23 protein-coding genes are annotated in these 24,562 nt (G+C 68.2%); 16 read left to right on the top strand and 7 right to left on the bottom strand.

Annotated features, from left to right (window positions below; translation table 11 throughout):
- Positions 1-14: 14 nt before the first annotated feature.
- The 3 genes from ABTZ43_RS08655 (at position 15) to ABTZ43_RS08645 (ending at position 6,826) form a co-directional block, all read left to right on the top strand.
- Positions 15-1,130: a GuaB3 family IMP dehydrogenase-related protein gene (locus ABTZ43_RS08655; RefSeq protein WP_056412196.1), complete on the top strand. Its 1,116-nt coding sequence runs from the start codon at positions 15-17 to the stop codon at positions 1,128-1,130.
- Positions 1,131-1,189: 59 nt separating this feature from the next.
- Entirely contained in the window at positions 1,190-1,942 is a 753-nt protein-coding gene (locus tag ABTZ43_RS08650; RefSeq protein WP_350538522.1) for an SURF1 family protein, read from the top strand.
- 234 nt (positions 1,943-2,176) lie between these two features.
- Positions 2,177-6,826, top strand: coding sequence for an ExeM/NucH family extracellular endonuclease (locus ABTZ43_RS08645; protein WP_350538514.1), 4,650 nt, complete (start codon positions 2,177-2,179; stop codon positions 6,824-6,826).
- Between the two features lie 71 nt (positions 6,827-6,897).
- On the opposite strand, the gene ABTZ43_RS08640 is transcribed toward ABTZ43_RS08645, so the two are convergent.
- Positions 6,898-7,701 (bottom strand): DeoR/GlpR family DNA-binding transcription regulator, encoded by an 804-nt coding sequence (locus tag ABTZ43_RS08640; protein ID WP_056412188.1) that lies wholly within the window; start codon positions 7,699-7,701, stop codon positions 6,898-6,900.
- 248 nt (positions 7,702-7,949) lie between these two features.
- Between ABTZ43_RS08640 and ABTZ43_RS08635 the strand changes: the two genes are divergently transcribed.
- The 6 genes from ABTZ43_RS08635 (at position 7,950) to ABTZ43_RS08610 (ending at position 14,244) form a co-directional block, all read left to right on the top strand.
- A complete protein-coding gene (locus ABTZ43_RS08635) occupies positions 7,950-9,242 on the top strand; it encodes an ABC transporter substrate-binding protein (RefSeq protein WP_350538513.1) in 1,293 nt (430 codons plus the stop codon).
- 82 nt (positions 9,243-9,324) lie between these two features.
- Positions 9,325-10,248, top strand: coding sequence for a carbohydrate ABC transporter permease (locus ABTZ43_RS08630; protein WP_056412182.1), 924 nt, complete (start codon positions 9,325-9,327; stop codon positions 10,246-10,248).
- A 2-nt stretch (positions 10,249-10,250) separates the two neighbouring features.
- Positions 10,251-11,096, top strand: a complete 846-nt coding sequence (locus ABTZ43_RS08625) for a carbohydrate ABC transporter permease (protein ID WP_056412180.1) — start codon at positions 10,251-10,253, stop codon at positions 11,094-11,096.
- A 43-nt stretch (positions 11,097-11,139) separates the two neighbouring features.
- Entirely contained in the window at positions 11,140-12,003 is an 864-nt protein-coding gene (locus tag ABTZ43_RS08620; protein WP_056412177.1) for a ketose-bisphosphate aldolase, read from the top strand.
- 28 nt (positions 12,004-12,031) lie between these two features.
- Positions 12,032-13,249 (top strand): ADP-dependent glucokinase/phosphofructokinase, encoded by a 1,218-nt coding sequence (locus tag ABTZ43_RS08615; protein ID WP_350538512.1) that lies wholly within the window; start codon positions 12,032-12,034, stop codon positions 13,247-13,249.
- Complete coding sequence (locus ABTZ43_RS08610) at positions 13,246-14,244, top strand: class I mannose-6-phosphate isomerase (protein ID WP_350538511.1); 999 nt, start codon at positions 13,246-13,248, stop codon at positions 14,242-14,244. The genes ABTZ43_RS08615 and ABTZ43_RS08610 overlap by 4 nt, the downstream gene beginning before the upstream one ends.
- Positions 14,245-14,253: 9 nt before the next feature.
- Here the strand turns inward: ABTZ43_RS08610 and ABTZ43_RS08605 are convergent, their stop codons facing one another.
- On the bottom strand, positions 14,254-14,649 hold the full coding sequence (locus tag ABTZ43_RS08605) for a type II toxin-antitoxin system VapC family toxin (RefSeq protein WP_350538510.1): 396 nt from the start codon (positions 14,647-14,649) through the stop codon (positions 14,254-14,256).
- Complete coding sequence (locus tag ABTZ43_RS08600) at positions 14,646-14,921, bottom strand: type II toxin-antitoxin system Phd/YefM family antitoxin (protein WP_350538509.1); 276 nt, start codon at positions 14,919-14,921, stop codon at positions 14,646-14,648. Before ABTZ43_RS08600 ends, ABTZ43_RS08605 begins: the two co-directional genes overlap by 4 nt.
- Positions 14,922-15,011: 90 nt before the next feature.
- Between ABTZ43_RS08600 and ABTZ43_RS08595 the strand changes: the two genes are divergently transcribed.
- The 5 genes from ABTZ43_RS08595 (at position 15,012) to ABTZ43_RS08575 (ending at position 20,017) form a co-directional block, all read left to right on the top strand.
- The gene (locus ABTZ43_RS08595) at positions 15,012-15,518 is read left to right on the top strand and encodes a DUF3817 domain-containing protein (RefSeq protein ID WP_056412167.1); all 507 of its coding nucleotides are present in this window, start codon (positions 15,012-15,014) and stop codon (positions 15,516-15,518) included.
- Positions 15,515-17,101 (top strand): glutamine-hydrolyzing GMP synthase, encoded by a 1,587-nt coding sequence (gene guaA / locus ABTZ43_RS08590; protein WP_350538508.1) that lies wholly within the window; start codon positions 15,515-15,517, stop codon positions 17,099-17,101. The genes ABTZ43_RS08595 and guaA overlap by 4 nt, the downstream gene beginning before the upstream one ends.
- A gap of 143 nt (positions 17,102-17,244) precedes the next feature.
- A complete protein-coding gene (locus ABTZ43_RS08585; protein ID WP_350538506.1) occupies positions 17,245-18,183 on the top strand; it encodes an L-lactate dehydrogenase in 939 nt (312 codons plus the stop codon).
- Positions 18,184-18,297: 114 nt separating this feature from the next.
- Positions 18,298-18,726 carry a YciI family protein gene (locus ABTZ43_RS08580; protein ID WP_056412157.1) on the top strand — a complete coding sequence of 143 codons (429 nt, stop codon included), beginning with the start codon at positions 18,298-18,300 and terminating at the stop codon, positions 18,724-18,726.
- Position 18,727: 1 nt separating this feature from the next.
- Complete coding sequence (locus tag ABTZ43_RS08575; protein ID WP_350538505.1) at positions 18,728-20,017, top strand: RNA polymerase sigma factor; 1,290 nt, start codon at positions 18,728-18,730, stop codon at positions 20,015-20,017.
- 89 nt (positions 20,018-20,106) lie between these two features.
- Here the strand turns inward: ABTZ43_RS08575 and ABTZ43_RS08570 are convergent, their stop codons facing one another.
- Together ABTZ43_RS08570 and ABTZ43_RS08565 are read right to left on the bottom strand one after the other, a co-directional pair.
- On the bottom strand, positions 20,107-20,379 hold the full coding sequence (locus ABTZ43_RS08570; RefSeq protein WP_045253363.1) for a GlsB/YeaQ/YmgE family stress response membrane protein: 273 nt from the start codon (positions 20,377-20,379) through the stop codon (positions 20,107-20,109).
- Between the two features lie 167 nt (positions 20,380-20,546).
- Positions 20,547-21,476, bottom strand: a complete 930-nt coding sequence (locus ABTZ43_RS08565) for a Bax inhibitor-1/YccA family protein (RefSeq protein WP_056412147.1) — start codon at positions 21,474-21,476, stop codon at positions 20,547-20,549.
- Positions 21,477-21,563: 87 nt separating this feature from the next.
- Between ABTZ43_RS08565 and ABTZ43_RS08560 the strand changes: the two genes are divergently transcribed.
- Entirely contained in the window at positions 21,564-22,550 is a 987-nt protein-coding gene (locus tag ABTZ43_RS08560; RefSeq protein WP_350538504.1) for a glycerophosphodiester phosphodiesterase family protein, read from the top strand.
- A gap of 33 nt (positions 22,551-22,583) precedes the next feature.
- On the opposite strand, the gene ABTZ43_RS08555 is transcribed toward ABTZ43_RS08560, so the two are convergent.
- Positions 22,584-23,045 carry a hemerythrin domain-containing protein gene (locus tag ABTZ43_RS08555; protein WP_350538503.1) on the bottom strand — a complete coding sequence of 154 codons (462 nt, stop codon included), beginning with the start codon at positions 23,043-23,045 and terminating at the stop codon, positions 22,584-22,586.
- Between the two features lie 32 nt (positions 23,046-23,077).
- Positions 23,078-23,473 (bottom strand): YccF domain-containing protein, encoded by a 396-nt coding sequence (locus ABTZ43_RS08550; RefSeq protein ID WP_350538502.1) that lies wholly within the window; start codon positions 23,471-23,473, stop codon positions 23,078-23,080.
- Between the two features lie 164 nt (positions 23,474-23,637).
- Between ABTZ43_RS08550 and ABTZ43_RS08545 the strand changes: the two genes are divergently transcribed.
- A partial coding sequence (locus ABTZ43_RS08545) for a lamin tail domain-containing protein (protein ID WP_350538501.1) occupies positions 23,638-24,562 on the top strand: 925 nt, incomplete at its 3' end.

Here is a 24,562-nt window from a genome sequence, read left to right as displayed (position 1 = left end):
CTTACGGGGTGACCATGGAGATCGAGCTGGGCCGAGGCAAGCGTGCGCGTCGCGCGTACACGTTCGACGACATCGCGGTGGTGCCCTCGCGGCGCACCCGCAACCCGGAGGATGTGTCCACGGCCTGGACCATCGATGCGTTCGGATTCGGGATCCCGGTGCTCGGCGCCCCGATGGACTCGGTCGTCAGCCCGCAGACCGCGATCATGCTCGGACAGCTCGGCGGACTCGGCGTGCTCGACCTCGAGGGCCTGTGGACGCGGTACGACGACCCCGAGCCGCTGCTGGCCGAGATCGCCGGCCTCGACGAGGGCAAGGCGACGGCGCGCATGCAGGAGCTGTACGCCGAGCCGATCAAGCCGACCCTCATCACGCAGCGCCTCGCCGAGATCCGTGAGGCCGGCGTCACGGTCGCCGGCTCCCTCACCCCCCAGCGCACGCAGGAGTTCTACGACACCGTCGCGGCGGCCGGCGTCGACCTGTTCGTGATCCGCGGCACCACGGTGTCCGCCGAGCACGTGTCGAGCGTCGACGAGCCGCTCAACCTGAAGAAGTTCATCTACGACCTCGACGTCCCCGTGATCGTCGGCGGCGCGGCCACCTACACCGCCGCCCTGCATCTGATGCGCACGGGCGCCGCCGGCGTGCTCGTCGGCTTCGGCGGGGGAGCGGCGTCCACCACGCGGGCGACCCTCGGCATCCACGCGCCCATGGCGACAGCCGTGTCCGACGTCGCGGCCGCGCGGCGCGACTACCTCGACGAGTCCGGCGGACGCTACGTGCACGTCATCGCCGACGGGGGCGTGGGCACGTCGGGCGACATCGTCAAGGCGCTCGCGATGGGCGCGGATGCCGTGATGCTCGGCGTCGCCCTCGCCCGGGCCACGGATGCGCCCGGTCGCGGCTTCCACTGGGGTCCCGAGGCGCACCACCCGAAGCTCCCCCGCGGGCGTCGCGTCGAGGTCGGCGGCATCGGCACGCTCGAGGAGATCCTCTACGGTCCCGCGCCCGTCGCCGACGGCACCGCGAACCTGATCGGCGCGCTGCGCAAGTCGATGGCCACCACGGGATACTCCGACCTCAAGGAGTTCCAGCGGGTCGAGGTCGTCCTCGCGCCCTACGAGGCCTGAGGGTTCTGCACGACACCGTGAGTGCTCCCGTTCTGTTCCCGCCGACCCTCCGCGAGGTCATGCTCCGCGGACGCTGGATCGGGATGCTGGTGCTGTGCCTGGTCGTCGCCGGCGTATTCGCGTGGCTCGGACAGTGGCAGCTCGAGCGCGCGATCGAGACGGATCCGCCCCCGGCGGGTGTGACCGAGCAGCTGCGTCCGCTGACCGACGTGGTCGAACCGGGCGTCTATCTTCCCGAGCCCCTGGTCGGTCAGCAGGTCGAGACGTCCGGAACCTGGATCGCCGACGACTTCCTCGTCGTGTCGAGCCGCTTCAACGACGGCGTCGAGGGGTACTGGGTGACCGGGCAGCTCCGGGTCGCGGAGCGCACGTCGATCGCCGTCGCGATCGGTTGGACCGCCGACCGTGATGTCGCGGATGCGGCGATCGCCGAACTGAACTCCGGCTCGTCGTCGGCGACGATCACCGGGCGTCTCATCTCCGATGAGGGCACGGCGCTGCCGCCCGAGGACGATCCGCAGCGCATGGACCGGATGTCGCCCGCCGCGCTGCTCAGCCATTGGCACGACACGGATCAGCTCGACGTGTACCGGCCGTATCTCGCCTCGGTGACGGCCACGGCCGGCCTCGCCGACATCGCCTCCCCGGCGCCCGAGGAGATGTCGCCGGTGAACTGGCTCAACGTCTTCTACGCGGTGGAGTGGGCGATCTTCGCCGGCTTCGCCTTCTACCTCTGGTACCGGCTGGCGAAGGACGCCTGGGAGCGCGAGGTCGAGGAGTTCGACGACGCGGCCGCGGGCGAGACGGCCTGACCGACCGCGCGTCTGCGCGACCCCCGGTGCGCATCCGAGCGGGGATGCGTCCGATATTCCACCTTCGTCGGGGGTGCGCTCCGACCTTCGGTGAGGGCTTGGTTACCAATCGGGAAACTCCGTTGAGGTTGTCCGAGGGCGTCCGTAGGCTCGCTCACATGTGCGTGAGCTGAGTGCGCGCAGCCGCGGTTTCACGAGAGCCGCCGCCGGACGAAACCCGAGGAGACAACACAGATGATGTCCGCTCCCGACGCCGTGAACCACGAGGTTCCCGGGTCTGATCGCAGAAGTCGGGGGCGTCTCGGCGTCCTCGCCGCCACCTGCGTCGCCGCTCTGGGCGCCAGCGCCCTGATCGCCGCGCCCGCCTCCGCCGATGTCGCAGGCACAGGGGTGGTCATCAACGAGGCGTACCTCTCCGGCGGCAGCGCCGGTGCCGCGTTCACGAACAAGTTCGTCGAGCTCTACAACCCCACGGCCGCTCCGGTGACCCTCGACGGTCTCTCGCTGCAGTACCGCTCCGCGACGGGCACGGGCGCCTCCAACGGCGTCGCCCCGTTGACCGGCGTCATCCCTGCGGGCGGACACTACCTCGTGCAGGCGGGCAGCAACGGCGCGAACGGCGCGGCCCTTCCTTCGGCCGATGCGGTGAGCACGCTCAACCCGAGCGGCACGAACGGCACTCTGGCCCTCGTCGAGGGCACCGCCGCCGTCACCCTGGCCCCCGGCTCGGTCACGGGCGTCGACGGCGTCATCGACGTTCTCGGCTACGGCACCTCGAACACCTTCGAGAAGACCGCGGCGACGCCCCCCACCGGCAACACCGACGTCAAGTCGCTGAACCGCACCGACGGCGCGGACACCGACGACAACCGCGCGGACTTCGCCCTCTCTGCGACCATCACGCCGCAGAACTCCGGCGGCACGGATCCCGGTACCGACCCGGGCACCGACCCCGGCACCGATCCGACCGCCGTGTCGATCGCCGAGGTGCAGGGTACGACCGATGTCTCGCCGCTGAACGGCCAGACCGTCACGGTGCAGGGCATCGTGACGGCCGACCACCGCACCGGCGGGTACAAGGGCATCGTCATCCAGACCCAGGGTTCGGGCGGCGCGACCGATGCGACCCCCGGTGCCTCCGACGGCGTCTTCGTCTTCCTGAACGCGCTGGCGCCCACGCTCGAGATCGGCGACCTCGTGTCGGTCACCGGAGGAGTCAGCGAGTACTTCGGACAGACTCAGATCAACCCGACCGCGCTCTCCGGCATCTCGGTCGTGCAGGCCGGAGTGGGCGTCCCCGAGGTGACCCCGCTGCCCGACACCGTGGTGGGCGCCGACCGCGAGCAGTACGAGAACATGCTCGTGGCGCCCGAAGGCACCTACCGCGTCGCCTCCAGCCACCAGCTCTACAACTTCGGGGCGCTGTGGCTCAACGCCGGTGCCGATCTGAACGTCAAGAGCACAGAGCTCGCCCGTCCGGGCGATGAGGCGGCGGCGATCGCTGCGGCGAATCGCGCCAACCGCATCCTCCTCGACGACGGATGGTCGATCCAGGTCACCAACAACGGCCACCCGAACGACCAGCCGTACTTCACCAAGGACCTCGTGGTCCGCAACGGCGACACCGTCGACTTCAGCGACCACGGCTACGTGCTGCAGTACGGCTTCGACGACTGGCGGCTGCAGCCGGTGGTGCCGATCGACAGCACCTCGCCTGCCGACCTGAAGGCCGGCTTCACCGCGACCAACCCGCGCAGCGACGCGGCCCCGTCGGTCGGCGGCGACGTGCAGGTGGCGTCGTTCAACGTCTTCAACTACTTCACGACGCTGAAGAGCACGAACTCGAACGCCAGAGGCGCGGCGAACGCGGCGCAGTTCGAGATCCAGAAGTCGAAGATCGTCGCCGCCATCAACGGCCTCGACGCCGAGATCGTGTCGCTGATGGAGATCGAGAACTCGATCAAGCTCGGCGGATCTCTCGATGACGCTCTGGCCGATCTGGTCGACGGTCTCAACGACGCACTCAGCGACGACGTCTGGGACTACGTGCGCACCCCCGCTGCACTGAACGACGCGGCGACGACCGATTTCATCACGAGCGCCATCATCTACAAGAAGGATGCGGTCGACACGGTCGGCGACAGCCTGACGGTCAGGGATGAGAGCGTCTGGGGCAACGCCCGCGAGCCGATCGCGCAGGCGTTCGACATCGACGGACGCGTCGTCACCGTGGTGGCGAACCACTTCAAGTCGAAGTCGGCGCCCGAGGGCGGGGGCGCGGAGCCGGCCGATGGTCAGGGCTTCTTCAACGCCGACCGTGTGAAGCAGGCGAACTCGCTCAAGGGCTTCACCGAGGAGATCGAGCAGACCACCGGCAGTGCCGACATCCTGCTGATCGGCGACTTCAACGCCTACGCCAAGGAAGACCCGATCGACGTCTTCACCTCCGCGGGGTGGAGCGATGTCGCGCGCGAGAAGGCACCGGATCAGCACACGTACTCGTTCGACGGCGAGCTCGGCTCGCTCGACCACGTGCTGGCCTCGCCCTCGCTCTCGGCATCCATCACCGGTGCGGGAGTGTGGAGCATCAACTCTCCGGAATGGAGCGATCGCGGCTACGCGTTCGGCGCCACCGAGGCGGGCACGCCGTTCCGCTCCAGCGATCACGACCCGATCATCGTGGGCGTCTCGTCCGCGGTGCCGCCGGTCAGCATCGACGTCGTGACGATCAACGACTTCCACGGCCGCATCGAGGCCGACGGCGCCGCAGCGGGTGCCGCGGTGGTCGCCGGAGCGGTCAAGCAGTTCCGTGAGGCGAACCCGAACACGATCTTCGCCGGTGCCGGCGACCTGATCGGCGCGTCGACGTTCACGTCCTTCATCAACGACGACAACCCGACCATCGACGCGCTCAACGCGGCAGGTCTCGATGTCAGCGCGGCGGGCAACCACGAGTTCGACCAGGGCTGGGAGGACCTGCGCGACCGTGTGCAGGACCGCGCGGACTGGGAGTACATCTCGTCGAACGTCTTCCTGACCGAGACGGGCGAGCCCGCGCTCGCACCGGCCTGGGTCAAGGAGCTCGACGGCGTGCGGGTGGGCTTCGTCGGAGCCGTCACCGAGGATCTGGATTCGCTCGTGTCGCCCGAGGGCATCGCGGGGCTCGAGGTGCGCAGCATCGTCGACTCCGTGAACGCCGTGGCCGACGACCTGCGTGACGGCGACGACTCCAACGGCGAGGCGGATGTCGTCATCCTGCTCGTGCACGAGGGCGCCGAGAGCACCGAGCTGTCGGCGATCACCCCGACCTCGCCGCTCGGCGAGATCGTGTACGGGGTCGACGACGACGTGGACGCGATCGTCTCGGCGCACACCCACCTCGCGTACAACCACGTCATCGACGGTCGACCCGTCGTGTCGGCGGGGCAGTACGGCGAGAACCTCGGCCTGATGAACCTCCAGGTCGATCCGAAGACGAAGGAGCTGCTCTCGATCACCAACGAGATCAAGCCGCTCACCTCGGCCGGCCAGCCGCTGTACCCGGCTGTTCCGGAGGTGGCCGACATCGTCGCGAAGGCGAAGGCCGAGGCCGACGTCCTCGGAGCGGTGAAGGTCGGAGACATCACGGCCGACTTCAACCGCGCTCGCCAGGCGAACGGCTCCGAGAACCGCGGTGGCGAGTCCACCATCGGGAACTTCGTCGCCGACGTGCAGAAGTGGTCGACCGGGGCCGACATCGCGCTGATGAACCCGGGCGGGATCCGCGCGAACCTCACGTACGCGTCGTCGAACGCGAACGACCCGGCGGGCAACGTCACCTACCGAGAGGCGGCGACGGTGCAGCCGTTCGCCAACACGCTGGTCACGCTGACGCTCACCGGAGCACAGCTGAAGGGCGTGCTCGAGGAGCAGTGGCAGCCGGCGGGATCGGCTCGTCCGTTCCTCAAGCTCGGCGTGTCCGAGGGGCTGGTCTACACGTACGACCCCGCGGCCGCGCAGGGCTCGCGCATCACGTCGATCACGCTCGACGGCACCGCGATCGATCCGGCGGCGAACTACACGGTGGCCGCCAACTCGTTCCTCGCCGCGGGTGGCGACAACTTCGGCACCTTCAAGGCCGGAACGGGCAAGCGCGACACCGGCAAGATCGACCTGCAGTCGATGGTCGACTGGTTCGACGCGAACAAGACCGCGACCCCTGATCTCGCGCAGCGAGCCGTGGGCGTCTCGGTCAGCGCTCCGGACGCCGACGGCTACCGGGCCGGCGACCAGGTGACCGTCGCGCTCTCGTCGCTGGCCTTCAGCGCGGGGGAGCAGGCGCCGGGAGAGGTGGCGCTGTCGCTCGGAGGGGCGCAGCTCGCCTCGGGAGCCGTCGATCCGACGATCGTCGACACCACCGACGAGGTGGGGCGCGCATCGCTGACCTTCACCGTCCCCTCGGGCGTCTACGGGGCGCAGCAGCTCGCGGTCTCCGTGGCAGGCACGGGCACGACCGTGCAGGTGCCGTTCACGATCGCCGGCGAGGAGGAGCCCGAGCAGTTCGCGGGCACCATCGAGCTCGGGTCCTCGAAGGTGGCCGCGGGCAAGAAGCTGCAGATCCGCGGAGAGGGCTACGAGGCGGGCGAGACCGTGACGGTCGACCTCCGTTCCACGAAGGGGCAGGAGGTCGAGGTCGGCACGGTGAAGGTCCGGGCCGACGGCACGTTCTCGACCACGGTGACGGTTCCCAAGGGCGCGAAGCCGGGCCCGTACACGGTCGCGGTGGCTCAGGCCGACGGCGATGAGGCGACGGCGACCGTCACTGTGACCCGCGCCGGCGGTATCGGCGGGATCATCGGCGGCATCCTCGACTGGCTGTGGGATCTGCTCCACGGGTGGTTCTGACGCTGAACGCGCAGTGATGCACGCGAAGGCCGCCGGGAGCGATCCCGGCGGCCTTCGTCGTGCGCGGCGGCTCAGCCGCTGATGACCTCGACCTCCGCCTGCACGAGTGCGGCGGCGAAGTCGGACGTCGGTGCGGTGTCCGTCACGAGGTAGTCGACGCGATCGAGCGTCGTCACCTGCGCGAAGAGCCGGCGACCGAACTTCGACGAGTCGGCGAGGATGGCCGTGCGTTCGGCCCGCTGGATCATCTCGGCCATCATGTTCGCGTCGCCCATGTTCGACGTCGAGAACCCGGCCTCGTCGATCGCGCCCACGGCGATGAGTGCGAGATCGCACCGGATGTCGACCTCGGGCCCTCCCGGCGTCATGGTGAACGTCACCGGTCCCGTCGTGGCCTGGGTGATCGCCCGCACGGCCCCGCCGAACACGTAGAGGTCGCGGAACGCGGAGGGGGGGATCTCCGCGGGGATGCGGAGATTGTTCGTGGCGATCGTGAGGTCGCGGTGCGTGCGCAGCGCGCGGGCGAGGGCGAGCGTCGTCGTGCCGGCATTGATCATCACGACCGCGCCGTCGTCGATAAGGCCGGCGGCGAGGCGCGCGATCTTCTCCTTCTCCTCGGTCTGCATCCGCAGCCGCACGTCGAGCGCGCGGTCCTTGAGCTGCCCCTCCGCGCTCATCGCGCCGCCGTGGGTGCGGATCACGACGCCTTCGCGGTCGAGCTGATCGAGGTCGCGCCTGATGGTGTCGATCGAGACGTTGAAGTGCTCGGCGAGGCCTCCGACGGTCACTTCGCCCACCTGCTCGACATAGGCGGCGAGATCGGCCTTGCGGCCGGCGGGGAGTCGGCGCTTCGGCGTCGATGCGGTTGCTTCCATGCACACATCTGTAGCACATCGCCGCAACGAACGCCGCAGATCAACGCAGAAAGCCGCAATCCGCAGGGTCGAGAAATAGGGCACCATCACCCGCGCAACGGGGCTACAGTCGAGGAAATCTGTAGTTACAACTTGGATATCCGCAGGAAAAGTCTTGACTATCCTGCAAATGTCGGCATAACATGGCTCAAAACCGCACGAACAAGCATCGAAGCGCGTGTGCGGCACGATCTCGAAGAGGAGAAGTGATGATCACAGTGGGGCGAGGGCGACGCATTCTGAAGCTCGCCGGCGCAGCGACGGCAGCCGTGACGGTTCTGGCCGTGGCAGGGTGCGCGGCGGGCGACAGCGGAACGGGCGCCGGCGACGGCGACGTGACGATCGAGTTCGCGCAGTGGTGGGAGCCCGAGCTCCCCGACGGCGAGTTCCAGGGGCTCATCGACGAATTCGAAGATGCGAACCCGGGTATCACCGTCAAGCTCGTGAGCGGCCCGTACGCGTCGACCAAGGAGCAGCTGTTCGCCGGTGCCGCCTCGGGCACGATGCCCGACGTCGTCGGACTCGACGGCGCCTGGGTGAACGATTTCGCCTCGCAGGGGGTGATCGCCGACCTCAGTGCGCTGATGAAGGAGAACGACTACGACGACAGCGAGCTGGCGAGCCAGATCCAGGTCGACGGCAGCACCTACATGATCCCGGTCGTCAACTTCGTCTACCCGATGTTCACGAACGACACGCTGCTCGCCGAGGCCGGCGTCACCGCGCCGCCCACCACCCGCACGGAGTTCGCGGATGCCGCGGCGAAGGTCTCCGCTCTGGGCGACGACGCCTCCGGCTGGGTGCTCCCGCTGTCGCTCGAGGCGCCCAACGGCGTGCAGAACGACGTCATGTCGTGGGTGTGGGCGTCCGGTGGCTCGATGCTCAAGGACGGGCAGCCCGACCTGACGAACGCCGATGTGACCTCGGCCGTCGAATTCATCGGCGACATGTGGGATGCGGGATCGATCGCGTCGGGATCCTTCACGATGAAGGAGCAGGACAAGGTCGAGGAGTTCACCAACGGCCGCGTCGGCATGATGATCGACTCGCTCGCGCACATCAACCTGATCCGCGAGACCAACCCGGATCTGAAGTTCTCGATCTCCGCCCTCCCGGCGGAGGACGGCTACGACGGCGAGCGGGGCATCCCCTACGCATCCTGGGGCATCGGCGTCGCCGAGAACTCCGAGCACAAGGACGCCGCGTTCAAGCTCGTGTCGTTCCTGATGAGCGAGAAGACCAACTCCGAGCTCTCGACGATGGCGAAGGCGTTCCCCGGCAACTCGAAGTCCGTGCCGGACTTCGTGAACGACGACGAGCTGTTCAAGACGGCGTTCGACATCTATCAGGCGGGCTACCCCGCCAACGAGTTCACCGGACTCCCGGTCGCCGAAGACCTGATGCGTCAGCTCGGGGAGCAGCTGCAGTCGGCCTTCGACGGTCAGCAGTCGATCGACGACGCGATCGACAAGGCGCAGGAGTCCTGGAAAGCGGAGTTCTGAGCTCCCGCTTCCCGTCTGAACGGGGTGCCGCATCGTCCCTGATGCGATGCGGCACCCGACCAATCAAGGAGCCACGCGTCCCATGAGTCTGAGAACGTCCGACGACACCGAGGTGATCGTCACCGGGGTCCCGCTGTCGCGCCGCCGGCGCCAGCTGCGCAAGACCACCGAGTCGTACGCCTTCCTCTCGCCCACGATCATCCTGCTGTTCGTGCTGATGATCGTTCCGATCATCATGGTGATCGGGTACTCCTTCCAGGACAACGTGATCCTGAACAAGTCGCCCGAGTTCGTCGGAATCGCCAACTACGTCGAGATCCTGTCCGACCCGCGCTTCTGGAAGGCGACGGGCAACACCATCCTCTTCACGGTGACGAGCGTGGTCGCGCACCTCGTCCTCGGACTCACCTTCGCGATGATGCTGAACAGCCCGCTTCTCGGCCGCTTCTCGCGGTCGTTCTTCCGGGCCCTGTACATCCTGCCGTGGCTGTTCACGGTCGCCGTGATCGCGGTGCTGTGGAGGATGCTGCTCGCCCCCAACGGCGTGGTCAACTTCCTCCTCAACACGGACATCGAGTGGCTCGCCTCGCCGCAGCTCGCGCTGGGCACCATCATCTTCATCAACATCTGGGCCGGATACCCGTTCTTCATGGTGAGCCTCCTCGCCGGTCTCCAGGGCATCCCGAACGAGCTCAACGAGGCGGCGACCGTCGACGGCGCCGGTGCCGTGCAGCGGTTCTGGAACGTCACCATCCCGCAGCTGCGCCCCATCATCGTGAGCCTCGTGCTGCTCGATCTGATCTGGACCTCTCAGCAGTTCGCCCTCATCTGGATGACGACCGGTGGCGGCCCCATCGACGTCACCGAGGTGCTCAGCACCTTCACCTACAAGCTCGCCTTCGCCAAGTACGACTTCTCGCTCGCCGCCACGTCGGCCGTGCTCGTCCTGCTCATGTCGATGGTCCTCGCCGTCTTCTACGTCCGTCACCAGAAAGCGAGGGACTGATCGTGGCTCTCACCATCGTTGCCCAGCGCCGCGTCGCGAAGACCGGCGTGACGATCGGACTGATCCTCGGAGCGGTCTTCGCCGCCGGCCCCGTGCTGTGGATGCTGTCGAGTTCGTTCAAATCGAACACGCAGATCTTCGAGCTGCCGCCGCGACTGATCACCGACACGTTCTCGTTCGACGCCTACGTCGCGATCTTCACCAACCCCGAGACGATGCGGTTCTTCCTGAACAGCTACATCGTCGCCGGCGCGGTCACCATCCTCACCCTCCTCGTCGCGATCCAGGCGGCGTACGCGTTCAGCCGGTTCGACTTCCGCGGCAAGCGCATCCTGAACGTGGTGATCGTGAGCGTGCAGGCCGTGCCGCCCATCACACTGCTCATCCCGTACTTCGGACTCATGGTGGCCCTCGGGCTCTACAACTCCTACCTCGGGCTGATCCTCACGTACATGGTGTTCACGCTGCCCTACGCGATCATCATGATGACCGGGTACTTCAACACGCTGCCCAAGGAGCTCGACGAAGCCGTGCGCGTCGACGGCGCGGGGTCGATGACCGCGCTGTGGCGCATCCTGGTGCCGATCTCGATCCCCGGCATCGTCTCGGTCGGCATCTACACGTTCATGATCGCGTGGAACGAGTACCTGTTCGCGCTGACGCTGACGCGCACGATCGACATGCGCACGGTGCCCATCGGCATCCAGCTGCTCATGGGCCAGCACTCGTACGAGTGGAACCAGATCATGGCCATGAGCGTGCTCGGGTCGATCCCGGTGCTCCTGCTCTTCCTCTTCTTCCAGCGCTACTTCATCGGCGGCCTCACGGCCGGTTCCGTGAAGAGCTGATCCGTCCGACCTCGACTTCACCCCCACGAAACAGGAGAAACACGTGCTCTACACCGGCAAATCCATCCTCGACGTCGCCAACGAACACAACTTCGCGATCCCCGCGTTCAACATCAGCGACTGGGCGATGTTCACCGGCATCATCGACATCAGCGAGGAGCTGGACGCCCCCGTCATCATCGCCATCCACCCCGACGAGGTGTCGCACGTCACGACGGATCTGATCGCCGCCATGCACTCGCGCGCGCACCGGGCGAGCGTCCCCGTGGCGATCCACTGGGACCACGGCGGCACGTACGAGCAGATGATCACCGCCATCAAGTCCGGTTTCACCTCGGTCATGATCGATGCCTCTCTGCTGCCGTTCGAGGAGAACGTCGCGCTGACGCGCAAGGTCGTCGAGGCGGCCCACGCCGTGGGGATCCAGGTGGAGGGCGAGCTCGGCACCATCGGCGCGAACGACAGCTACGGCGAGTCGGGAGCGGCCGAGATCATCTACACGAACCCGGACGACGCGGTGCGCTTCGTGCAGGAGACGGGCGTCGACAGCCTGGCGATCGCGATCGGCACCTCGCACGGGCTGTACCCGAGTGACAAGAACCCCGAGCTGCGCCACGACCTCCTCGAGCAGATCAAGGCGGCCGTCGGCATCCCCCTCGTGCTGCACGGCGGGTCGTCGAACCCCGATGCGGAGCTCGCGCGCGCGGTCGAGCTGGGAGTGAACAAGATCAACATCTCCAGCGACATCAAGGTCTCGTACCACAACCGGATGCGCGAGATCCTCGGCACCGACGAGCGCCTGCGCGAGCCGAACGCGATCCAGCCCGAGCCGATCGCCGCCATGAAGGCGACCGCGGCTGAGAAGATCAGGCTGTTCGGCGCAGACGGCAAGGCCGAGCTGTACTGACCAGGGCCACGAGGAGGACGATCGTCGGATGATCGGTGAAGCGGGCGTGGCAGCACGCGACAGGCAGCTCGTGCTCGGGCTCGGCGGAACGGTCGACTTCGAGCTCCGGTGGGATTCCGCCGTGGTCGAGCGACTCGCGCGCGAGCTGCGCGTGCGCCGACACGAGTTGACGCCCTCGGCGCCGATCACCGACGAGCGCTCCCTTCTGGTGACCATCCTCGCGTTCGTCGCGGCGGGCACGGGCACGGAGCGGTTCGTCGCCTCCTCCGAGATCCTGGAGCGGTTCGCGGGGCACTTCGCGTACGACGTGACCCTCGGCGGCACGGGGGTGCGGGCGGGGCTGGTGCTCGACAGCCTCGGCATCCCCAGCGTCCAGCATCTGGTGAGCATCGACGACAACGTGCGTCGACTGCTGCCCCCGGCTATCACCGTCCTGTCCTCCGCCACGCGCGACACGCTCGACCCCCACCTGATCGTGCAGTATCCGGTGGGGGCGACCGTGCGCCTCGTCGACGGCGACATCGTCTCACCCGCGGCCAATCGGCTGATCTTCGCGAACGATCCGCCGAACCGCGAGATGGTGATCGCCGAGGGGCTGCCGGATGCGCTCGCCACGGCATCCGCCTTCCTGATCTCCGGGTTCAACACGATGCAGGACCCTTCCCTGCTCGAAGAGCGCCTCGACGACATCGCCCGCGCGCTGCCCCGCCTCCCCGCGGACGCGCTGGTCTACTACGAGGACGCGGGCTTCTACACGCGCGCGTTCGCCGAGACCGTGCGCAGGCGGCTGCTGCCGAGCATCCACGTGTACGGGATGAACGAGGACGAGCTGCAGGAATACGTCGGGCATCCGGTGAACCTGCTCGATGCGGCCGACGTGACGCGCGCGCTGGAGGAGGTGCAGCGGATCATCCCGGTCCCGGCTCTCGTCGTGCACACCCGGTACTGGGCGATCGCCGTAGGCCCGCAGTCCGCACGTCATCGCGAGGCGCTCGAGAGCGCCGTCCGCGTCGCCGCCACGCGCTACCGCGTCGGCGACGGCTTCACGCCGGAGGAGGCAGAGGCGACGGCCTCGATGCCGCGGCACTCCGGCGGTTCGCAGCTGGTCGCAGAGGTCGAGAGGAGCATCACGGATGCCGTCGGCGTGCCCGCCTTCTCGCTCGACGTCGCGCATCCCACGACGATCGGCCTCGGCGACAGCTTCGTCGGGGGATTCCTCGCCGTGCACGCCGAGAACGGACGATGACCGTGAACCCGATACTGCTTCCCACCAACCGCCCGCCCGAGCGCTTCTACCGGGGCGGCGCGCGGCTCGACGCGTTCCGCCGCGAGCACGGAGCCGCGGACCGGGTCCCGGAGGACTGGGTGGGATCGACCACCACCATCCGCGGAGAGGAGTCGCTCGGGCTCACAATGCTCCCGGACGGACGAGTGCTGCGCGACGCCGTCGAGGCCGATCCGATCGCGTGGCTGGGTGCCGCGCACGTCGAGAGATGGGGTGCCGACACCCGGCTGCTGGTGAAGATCCTCGACGCCGGTCAGCGCCTGCCGGTGCACGCGCACCCTCATGACGACTTCGCCGCGAGCCACCTGGGTCGCGCGCATGGCAAGGCCGAGGCGTGGTACATCCTCGAGGGCGGCACGGTGCACGTCGGAGTGCGTGACGACGTCGACCTCGCCCGCCTCTCCGCGCTGGTGACAGCGCAGGACGTCGGTTCGCTGCTCGGTCTGCTGCACGCGATCGACGTGGCGCCGGGCGATGTCGTCTGGGTGCCTCCTGGCGAGCTCCACGCGATCGGCGCCGGAGTGCTGCTCCTCGAACTCCAGCAGCCCGAGGATCTGTCGATCCTGCTCGAGTGGGACGGCTTCGCGATCGACGGACCGGCGCTCGGCCATCTGGGGCTGGGCTTCGATCTCGCCCTCACGGCGGTGAACACCCGGGCGCGCAGTCTCGAGGACATGCGCGATCTCGTGCGGTCCGCGCCGGCGAGCGGGTCCGTGTTCCCGGCGGACGCGGATCCGTACTTCCGACTCGAACGGATGCGGATCGATCGGGCCGCCACGGTGGAGCAGGGGTTCTCGATCGTGGTCGTCACGGAGGGGGCACTCGAGATCGGTGTCGCAGGGTCGGCGGGGGAGCGGCTCCGCTCCGGGAGCACCCTCCTCGTCCCCTGGAGTGCGGGTCCCCTCGACGTCGCCGGCGTCGGCGAGCTGCTGATCGCCCGGCCCCCGGCCGCGTAGGGAAAGGCGTCATGCCCAGTCGGCGCAGGACACCTCGGGATACTCCAGGATTCGCCGGTCTGCGGTGACAAGGATCAGTCCGTCGAGCTGCGCCTGAGCGACGAGCATCCGATCGAAGGGATCTCGGTGCTCCCAGGCGAGTTCGCCCGCGAGTCGCATGTGCGCGGAGGTGAGGGGGAGCTCCGTCGCGAACATCAGGTCCATCAGGGCCTGCCATCGGGTGAGCACTCTCCCGCCGTGCGGCAATCGCCCGAGGCGGGTCTTCTGCGCGATCTCGAAGGAGCTGGCTGCGGAGACCACGACGGAATCGGCCGCGGCGAGGTCGTCACGAACGGCACGGGGCACCCGCTCCGGATCCGTCGCCAACCACAGCACGACGTGCGTGTCGAGAAGGAACGCGCTCACCGCGGTGCCGAGGTCAGAGGGTCGTCGCCGTGGCCGACTTCCCAGTCCGCCAGTTCGCCGTGCGGTGCATCGTCGAACAGCGCCTCGCCGGAGATCGGCGGGATCTCGGGGAGCAGCGCGGTCTCGAAGGTGCGGCGCCGCGGAGTGGCCGCACTGATCCGGGCGATCGGTGCTCCTGCGCGGGCGATCACGATCTCCTCTCCGGACTCCACCCGCCTCAACAGCTCCGAGAGTCGCGTCTTGGCATCCTGCACGTTCACGATCGTCGTCATCCGTCAAGGATACGCCTGGTCTGGTCAAGGTGACCAGACCAGGTCCCCTCTCTCGTTCATCCGGAATTCCACGCCGACTAGACTGAGGGCATGCCCGAACCGAAAGTCGCCAGCTTTCCGGCGATCCGCGGTGCGCTGAAGTTCTACCAGATCGCGTCGATCATCACCGGAGTCATGTTGCTCCTGCTGCTGACCGAGATGGTGCTGAAGTACACGCCGATCCACCTCGAACTCTTCCTCGGGGGCTCCGGAGGACCGCTCTGGTTCGCGGGCGTCCTCGCGGGCCCGGACTGCCAGTGGTGGTCGCTGTTCGCGCCGATGACCAATTCCTGCGAGATGACCTCGCTGGGTGACGGGTTCAACCTGTCGCTGTTCATCCTCGTCGCGCACGGCTGGTTCTACGTCGTGTACCTGTTCGCGTGCTTCCGCATGTGGAGCCTGATGCGCTGGCCGTTCCCCCGCTTCATCCTCCTCGCCCTCGGTGGTGTGATCCCGCTGCTCTCCTTCTTCATGGAGAACGTGGTCGCCCGCGAGGTCAAGACCTATCTCGCCACTCGAGAGGCCGCACAGGCCCCCGCCCCGGAAGGTGTCCGTTGACCGAACAGTCAGAGACCCAGCAGCGCCCCGCACTCGTCGTCGATTTCGGCGCGCAGTACGCGCAGCTGATCGCCCGCCGAGTGCGTGAAGCCGGCGTCTACAGCGAGATCGTGCCGCACACGGCCACTGCCGAGGAGATCGCGGCGAAGAACCCGGTCGCGATCATCCTCTCCGGCGGGCCGTCGTCGGTGTACGAGGAGGGCGCTCCGCGCCTCGACCCCGCGGTGTTCGAGCTCGGGGTCCCGACGCTCGGCATCTGCTACGGCTTCCAGTACATGGCGCAGACGCTCGGCGGCGAGGTCGCGAACACGGGCCTGCGCGAGTACGGCGCCACCGACGCGGTCATCACGGGCGACGGCGGCACCCTGCTCGGCGGGCAGCCTGCAGAGCAGAACGTGTGGATGAGTCACGGCGACCAGGTCGCCAAGGCCCCTGAGGGGTTCGAGGTCCTCGCGACCACCGAGGCGACCAAGGTCGCCGCCTTCGCGGATCCGGAACGCGGCTTCTACGGCGTGCAGTGGCATCCCGAGGTGAAGCACTCCGATCACGGACAGCAGGTCATCGAGAACTTCCTGCACCGCGGTGCGGGGCTCGCATCCGACTGGAATCCCGACAACGTGATCGCGGAGCAGGTCGCACGCATCCGCGAGCAGGTGGGTGACGCCCGCGTCATCTCCGCGCTCTCCGGTGGCGTCGACTCCGCCGTCTCGACCGCGCTCGTGCACAAGGCCATCGGCGATCAGCTCACGGCGGTGTTCGTCGACCACGGTCTGCTGCGCAAGGGCGAGCGCGAGCAGGTCGAGAAGGACTACGTCGAATCGACCGGCGTCCGCCTCATCACGGTCGACGCGGCAGAGACCTTCCTGGGTCACCTCGCCGGGGTCACCGACCCCGAGGAGAAGCGCAAGATCATCGGTCGTGAGTTCATCCGGGCGTTCGAGAAGGTGCAGCTCGACCTCGTCGCCGAGGCCAAGGCCGCAGGCGGCGCACCGGTCAAGTTCCTCGTGCAGGGAACGCTCTACCCCGATGTCGTCGAGTCCGGCGGCGGAGCGGGTACCGCCAACATCAAGTCGCACCACAACGTGGGCGGACTGCCCGACGACCTCGACTTCGAGCTGATCGAGCCGCTGCGGGCGCTCTTCAAGGATGAGGTCCGTGCGATCGGCCGCGAGCTCGGCATCCCCGAGGCGATCGTCGGACGCCAGCCGTTCCCCGGGCCCGGTCTCGGCATCCGCATCATCGGCGAGGTCACGCAGGATCGGCTCGAGATCCTTCGCGAAGCGGATGCGATCGCACGGGAGGAGCTCACCAAGGCGGGGCTCGACCAGGACATCTGGCAGTGCCCGGTGGTGCTGCTCGCCGACGTGCGCTCCGTGGGCGTGCAGGGCGACGGACGCACGTACGGCCACCCCATCGTGCTGCGCCCGGTCTCGAGCGAGGACGCGATGACCGCCGACTGGACGCGTCTGCCGTACGACGTGCTGTCGAAGATCTCGAACCGCATCACCAACGGCGTCCGTGACGTCAACCGCGTGGTGCTCGATGTCACGTCGAAGCCGCCGGGAACAATCGAGTGGGAGTGACGAAGGAGCTCCCACTCGCGTGAGCACTGCGTGCACTCGACCGCGCCGGCGGGCGAGTGGAGTGATCTCCCGCGGATGATGCCGAACGGGCGCGGACCATCACGGTCCGTGCCCGTTCGCGTCTCATCCGGCAGGATGAGCGTATGACCACGGCGCGGACGAAGATCACGGTTATCGGTGCAGGGAGCGTAGGGGTGAGCGTGGCGTATGCGGCGCTGATCCGGGGGAGTGCGGCCGAGGTCGCGCTCTACGACATCGCGACCGACAAGGTGGATGCCGAGGTGCTCGACCTCGCGCACGGCACCCAGTTCACCTCTGCCTCGGTCAGCGGCGGTTCCGATCTCTCGGTCGTCGACGGCAGCGACGTGATCGTGGTGACCGCCGGGGCGAAGCAGCAGCCGGGGCAGACCCGGATGGAGCTCTCCGGCATCAATGCGCGGCTGCTCGAGACGCTCATACCGCAGCTCGTCGAGCGCGCGCCCCAGGCGGTGTTCCTCGTCGTGACGAACCCGGCCGATGTCATGACCGTGGTCGCCCAGCGCGTCTCCGGGCTGCCTCCCCACCGGGTGTTCGGATCCGGCACCGTCCTCGACACCTCCCGACTGCGCTGGCGTCTCGCGCACCGGGCGAACGTGAGCACGGCGAGTGTCCACGCCGACATCGTGGGCGAGCACGGCGACACCGAGTTCCCGCTGTGGTCCAACGCGACGATCGGATCCGTGCCGATCCTCGACTGGCCCGCCGACGAGCCGTTCACGGTCGAGGAGCTCGACCGGATCGCGATCGAGGTGCGTGACGCGGCCTACGCCGTGATTCGCGGCAAGGGCGCCACCAACCTCGCGATCGGCGTCAGCTGCGCCCGGATCGCCGAAGCGGTCCTGCGGGACGAGCGGGCCGTCCTCCCCGTCGCGACCGTGCTCGACGGCCAGTACGGCATCGACGGCGTCGCGCTGTCCGTGTCCTCTGTGGTGGGCGCGGCGGGTGCGGTGCCGCTGGGGGAGACGCCCATGAGTGCGCACGAGAGGGCTCAGCTGCACGCATCCGCCGCGGCGATCCGCGCGGCGATCGACGAGCTCGGATGAACCGATCGCAGAAAATCTCGGATTTCTTCGGCGACGATGTCGATCTGAGGTGTTCCCGTTCGACGTCCTGAATGAGAGGGTCGAGAGACGGCCCCATCCACCGAGGAGAACACCATGAAGTACATGCTGATCATGCGATCGAACGACGACGCGGTCGAGGCGTACGAGGAGACGCCCTTCGAGGAGGTCATCGCGGCCATGGGCGCGTACAACGAGTCGATGATCAAGGCCGGTGTGCTGCTCGCCGGCGAAGGGCTCAGCGACGCCTCCGAGGGCTTCGTCGTCGACTTCAGCGCCGAGAAGCCGCTCATCACCGATGGCCCCTACGGCGAGACCAAGGAGCTGTTCAACGGCTTCTGGATCATCGAGGTCGCATCCCGTGAGGAGGCCGCCGAGTGGGCGAGTCGCGCTCCGCTGGGAGCAGGGTCGTTCCTCGAGGTGCGACGGGTGACCGACGAATCCGACTTCCCGGCCGACAACGAGTGGATCGAGAAGGAGAAGGGCTGGCGCGCGGACGAAGAGGCGCGCCGCGCTCAGCAGTGAGATGACAGAGGCTCACGACAGCGATCCGGCCCGCCCCGCCCCCGACGAGGGCGCGCGGCGGGCCGTCGCGGCCGTGTGGCGCATCGAGTCGGCGAAGATCGTCGCCACCCTGACACGCATGGTCGGCGACTTCGGCCTCGCCGAGGATCTCGCTCAGGAGGCGCTGCTGGACGCGTTGCGCCAGTGGCCCGTCGAGGGGGTGCCGCGCAACGGAGCCGCGTGGCTGACGGCGGTGGCCAGACGCAAGGCGGTCGACGGGTGGCGTCGGCGCGAACGGCTGGACGAGCGGATGGCGGTGCTCGCCCACGACCTGGAGCGCGAGCAGCATGCGGCGACCGATGCCCCGCCGTGGGACCCGGATGCCGTCGACGACGACGTGCTCCGGCTGATCTTCATCTCCTGCCATCCCGTGCTCTCCCGCGAGGCCCAGGTCGCCCTGACCCTGCGTGTCGTGGGCGGCCTGTCGAGCGAGGAGATCGCTCGGGCCTTCCTGGTCCCGACGGCGACCGTGCAGCAGCGCATCGTGCGCGCGAAGAAGACCCTCGCTGCCGCGCACGTGCCGTTCGAGATGCCCCCTCGCGAGCAGCATGCGGAGCGGCTGGGTGCGGTCCTCGGCGTGCTCTACCTGGTCTTCAACGAGGGGCACTCGGCCAGCAGCGGACCCGACTGGATGCGCCCCGAGCTGAGTGCCGAGGCGATCAGACTCACGAGAGTGCTCGCGGCGCTGATGCCGCGAGAGCGGGATCCGCTCAGCCTGCTCGCCCTGATGGAGCTCACGGCTGCACGCTTCGCCGCGAGGGTCGACGCGAACGGGGATCCCGTGCTGCTCGCCGATCAGGATCGGCGGCGTTGGGATCGCGGCCGGATCGCGCGCGGGCGCGATGCGCTGGCACGGGCAGACGCGCGGGGCGCCGGGCGCGGTGCCTACGGGCTGCAGGCCGCGATCGCGGAATGCCACGCGGTGGCGGCCTCGATGCAGGAGACCGACTGGGACCGCATCGTCGTGCTCTACGAGGCTCTCGGCCGCATCGCGCCGTCGCCCGTGGTCGAGCTCAACCGGGCGGCGGCGGTGGCGATGGCTGTCGGTCCGGCATCCGCACTGCAGATCGTCGACGCGCTCGCGGCCTCGGGCGCACTGGCCGGGTATCACCTGCTTCCCGCGACCCGTGCCGAGCTGCTGCTGCGGCTCGGACGCCGGGAGGAGGCGCGGGGCGAGTTCGCCGTGGCGGCGTCGCTGACCGGGAACGAGCGCGAGCGCGCGCTCCTGGAGGCCAGGGCCGCGGAGCGCTGACGGGGCACGGCGCACACGAAGAACCGCCCTCGTCCACAGCAGTGCTGTCGACGAGGGCGGTTCTGTTCACCGCGTGAGACGCGATGCGGTCAGCTGCGGGCCTTGTTGCCGCGGCCGACGATCAGGCCGTAGATGAGCAGCACGATGATCGAGCCGCCGATGGCGAGGAGCCAGCTGCTGATCTCGAAGAAGCTGTCGACGCCCACACCGAAGATGGCGGAACCGATCCATCCACCGAGGAGAGCTCCGACGACACCGAGCAGAAGCGTGACGAGCCAGCCGCCACCCTGCTTACCGGGGAGGATGAGCTTTGCGATGGCGCCTGCGATCAGGCCGAGAAGAAGAAATCCGAGAAAACCCATGGTCTGCTCCTTGCTTACTGTGTAAAACCCCTGGGGTGCCGGGGGTTCGTGTGACCACTATTCCTCAGCTGAGTATTTCCCGCATCCCCTTGCGCGGAGGGGGCATCGTATGGCAAGAGGCCCGCCTTCCCTTGCGGGGAGACGGGCCTCTCGACGATCTCGCTCGGTCAGTTGTTTCCGCGCACGATCGCGATGATGCGCAGGATCTCGACATACAGCCACACGACGGTGACCATGATGCCGAAGGCCCCGAGCCAGCCGTACTTGCGGGGAGCGCCGTTGCGCACGCCCTGCTGGATCTGGTCGAAGTCGAGCACCAGGGAGTAGGCGGCCATGATGACGACGAGGACGCCGATGATGACGCCGAGCGGGATGCCCAGGATCTCGACCTTGCTGAGAAGACCGAAGGCCGCGCCCTCGCCGAGGACGCCGGTCCAGGTGAGCACGAGGTTGAGCAGCGAGAAGACCAGGTAGCCGACCATGGCGATCATGAAGATCTTCGTGGCCTTCTTCGACGCGCGGATCTTGCCGCTGGCGAAGAGTGCCAGCGTGACGCCGACGACCGAGACCGTCGCCAGAGTCGCCTGGAAGACGATGCCGGGGTACAGGACCTCGAAGAACGCCGAGATGCCACCGATGAAGAGACCCTCGAAGGCGGCGTACGCGAAGATCAGCGCGGGGCGCACCTTCTTGCGCGAGGTGAACGAGATGACCATCGCGAGGACGAATCCGACGAGGGCGCCGACGATCCACGGCAGCATGTTGGGCTGGAACTGGTCGTACGGGTTCTGCACCGGGGCGGAGAGACCGCCGAGGGTCCAGACCCAGCCGATGGCCGCGGTGACCAGCAGGATGCCGAAGAGGCCCGCGGTCTTCCAGACCGTGTCCTCGACGGACATGCGGTCGGTCTCGATCGCGCCGGCCGGGGGAGCGGCGTACATGCCCTCCAGCTGGGCGTTCGCGGCGGCATCCATCGTGCCGTGCTGGAACGAGGCGGTCTGCGCACCCTGAGCGCCCTGCGGCGCACCCGGGTAGGTCGCGACGTTGCGCGGATCCTGCTGCTGGAACGCCGGATTGTTGAAGGCGAAGTTGCTCATGGTGGGCCTCACTCCAAAGGGGTTGTAGGTCGCTTTCCTCCACGATACCCGCCCGGGCGGGTCGTGAGGGTGTCCTACGCTGAGAGCGTGCCCAGCAAATCGCCCCTCGTGATCGGGCATCGCGGTGCGCCCGGCTACCGTCCGGAACACACCCGATCCTCGTACGAGCTCGCTCTCGCGATGGGGGTGGACGCCGTGGAGCCCGACGTCATCGCGACGAAGGACGGTGTGCTCGTCGTCCGGCACGAGAACGAGATCTCGGGGACGACCGATGTCGCGGCCCACCCCGAGTTCGCCGATCGACGCACCACGAAACGCGTGGACGGACACTCGCTGACGGGCTGGTTCACCGAGGACTTCACCTGGGACGAGCTCGCGACGCTCCGCAGCCGCGAGCGGCTGCCCGAGCTGAGGGCATCCAGCGCGAGCTTCGACGGCGCGGAGCCGATCCTCCGTCTCGTCGACGTGCTCGACCTGGTGCGTGCGGGGGCGCGCGAGCACGGCCGCGACATCGGCGTCGTGCTCGAGGTGAAGCACGCCACCCACTTCGCCGGCATCGGCCTCGATCTCGCTCCGCTGATCGAACGCGATCTGCGCGCCGCCGGCTGGGCCGACGGCGGGCTCCCGCTGATCATCGAGAGCTTCGAGCAGACGGTGCTGGGGCAGCTGAGGGCGCGCGGCATCGTCGCGTCCTACATCTACCTGGTCGAGGCGGCCGGACGCCCGTACGACCTGGTCTCCGCGCTCGGCGCGCACGCCCCCGACTATCCGTCCGCGGTCACCCCGCGCGGTCTCGACGAACTCGTCGGCACGGTCGACGGCGTCAGCGTCGACAAGCGGATGCTGCTCGCTGCGGGCAGCAGCATCGTCGCCGACGCCCATGCCCGCGGACTCGAGGTCTTCACCTGGACCTGCCGGCCCGAGAACTCCTTCCTCGCGAAGAGGTTCCGGGGGCGGGGCGGCCCCGCCGCGTTCGGCGACTACGAGGCCGAGTGGGGCGTCATCGCGGGTACCGGAGTCGACGGCGTCTTCGTCGATCACCCCGATCTGGGCGTCGCGTTCTTCCGCGGGTGAAAATCGCGTTCCTCCGGCGGGACTGAGCGAGCTTCAGAGCGGGCCGAGAACGTCGGGCACGGCGCGATCCAGGTGCAGTGCGCGCAGCGGTGCCAGGATCTCGCGCTCCTCGAACCGGAAATGCGACTCCATGATCGCGCCCACGCCGTCGAGGTGCCGTTCGATCGTCTCCGTGCTCTCGCCGCCTTCGACCGCGGCGCGCAGCGCACCGAGCAGATGGGTGAGCATCGAGTGATCCTGCATGAGCGCGTCGATCACCTCACCGAGTTCGGGGTGCTCCTCGCGCAGGGCGGGGAACAGGGCGCGGTCCTCGCTCCGATGATGTCCATCGAGCGCGGAGCAGAATCCGATGCAGAAGAGGGCGAGATCCGACGCGGCGTGCGGGGCGTCGGCATCCTGGTCGAGCGCTGACCGCGTCGCCTCCAGGGCGGCGCGCAAGCGAGTGTGCGCCCGGCGGAGCTCGTCGTCCCAGGCGATCAGGCGGTCGGTATCCATCCCGGTCAGTCTAGGGCGGCCATGCCGAACGGTCAGAGGGTGCGGTCGAACGGGCCCTTGCGGGACACGATCTCCTTGCCGAGCGGCATCAGCGAGACCGGCACCATCTTGAAATCGGCGATACCCAGCGGGATGCCGATGATCGTGATGCACAGCGCGAGCCCGGAGACGATATGACCGATCGCCAGCCACCAGCCGGCGAGGATGACCCAGAGCACGTTGCCGAGGAACGAGCCGACACCCGAGGTCGGCTTGCTGACGATCTCGCGTCCGAACGGCCAGATGGCATAGCGCGCGATACGGAACGACGCGATCGCCCACGGGATCGTCACGATCGGGATGCACAGCAGGATCCCCGCGAGCATGTAGCCGAGGAAGAGGGCGAGGCCGGCGAAGATCAGCCAGATGATGTTGAGGATCGTGCGCACGTCTCGATTGTCGCATCGGGAGGCTGAGCAACCGCCTCATCACCGCAGGGTCGACAGGGCGAACGGCCACCGGCCGTTCACCATCCGTGCACCGGCGGGTCGCGCGGCCGCCATGCGGGGTCGGTGATGTGGATTCATCCCCGTCTGATCCCCACAGGAGACCCATGTCCCGCCTGCATACCGCGGCTGCGGTCACGACGGTCTGCGCCCTCAGCGCAGCCGCTCTGCTCGCCGTGCCCGTCGCCGCCACCGGAGCCGAATCCGGCATCCGCATCAACGAAGTCGAATCCAGTGGCGGCGTGCCCGGCGACTGGATCGAGTTCGTCAACACGTCCGCCGCCGTCGTCGATCTCAGCGGCTATCTCGTCAAGGACGACGGTGACGACGAGTCGTACACGTTCCCGGAGGGGACGACGGTCGCCCCCGGCGGCTACCTGGTGCTCGACGAGGTGAACGACGGTGCGGGCGACTTCACCTTCGGTCTCGGCAAGGACGACCGGGTGCGGCTCTTCGACGCGAGCACCGTGCTCGTCGATGAGACCGGGTGGACCGGACATGCCGCCCTCACCTGGGGTCTGCGCGACGCGGACGGCACGGCGGAATGGGCGGAGACGGCCGAACCGAGCAAGGGTGCGGCGAACGTGTTCGCATCGGACGATCCGGTCGGCGGCTCGATCGTCATCAACGAAGTCGATTCGCAGCCGGCGGACTGGATCGAGTTCTACAACGCGGGCGATGCTCCCCTCGACATCTCCGGGTACGAGATCCGCGACAACTCCGACGACCACCGCTGGCAGTTCCGGCCGGGCACCGAGATCGCGGCTGGTGAGTTCCTCGTCGTCGATGAGGCCTCCATCGGTCTCGTCGACGACGTCGAGACCGCGTTCCGTGATCCGATCGGCATCGGCAGCGCCGACCGCATCCGTCTCTTCGACGCCACCGAGATCCTGGTCGACGACACGCTCCCGTGGTCGGGCCACGCCGCCATCGACGGTGACGTCGCCGCTGCGACGCTCGCACGCTGTCCCGACGGTGAGGGGGCCTTCGTGCTCGCCCACTCGACTCCGGGGGCTCCGAACTCGTGCGTGA

This window comes from Microbacterium sp. NPDC097977, from assembly GCF_040302605.1.
Lineage (GTDB): Bacteria > Actinomycetota > Actinomycetes > Actinomycetales > Microbacteriaceae > Microbacterium.
Note: the sequence above shows the minus strand (reverse complement) of the source record. Positions and strands in the feature narration are given on the sequence as shown.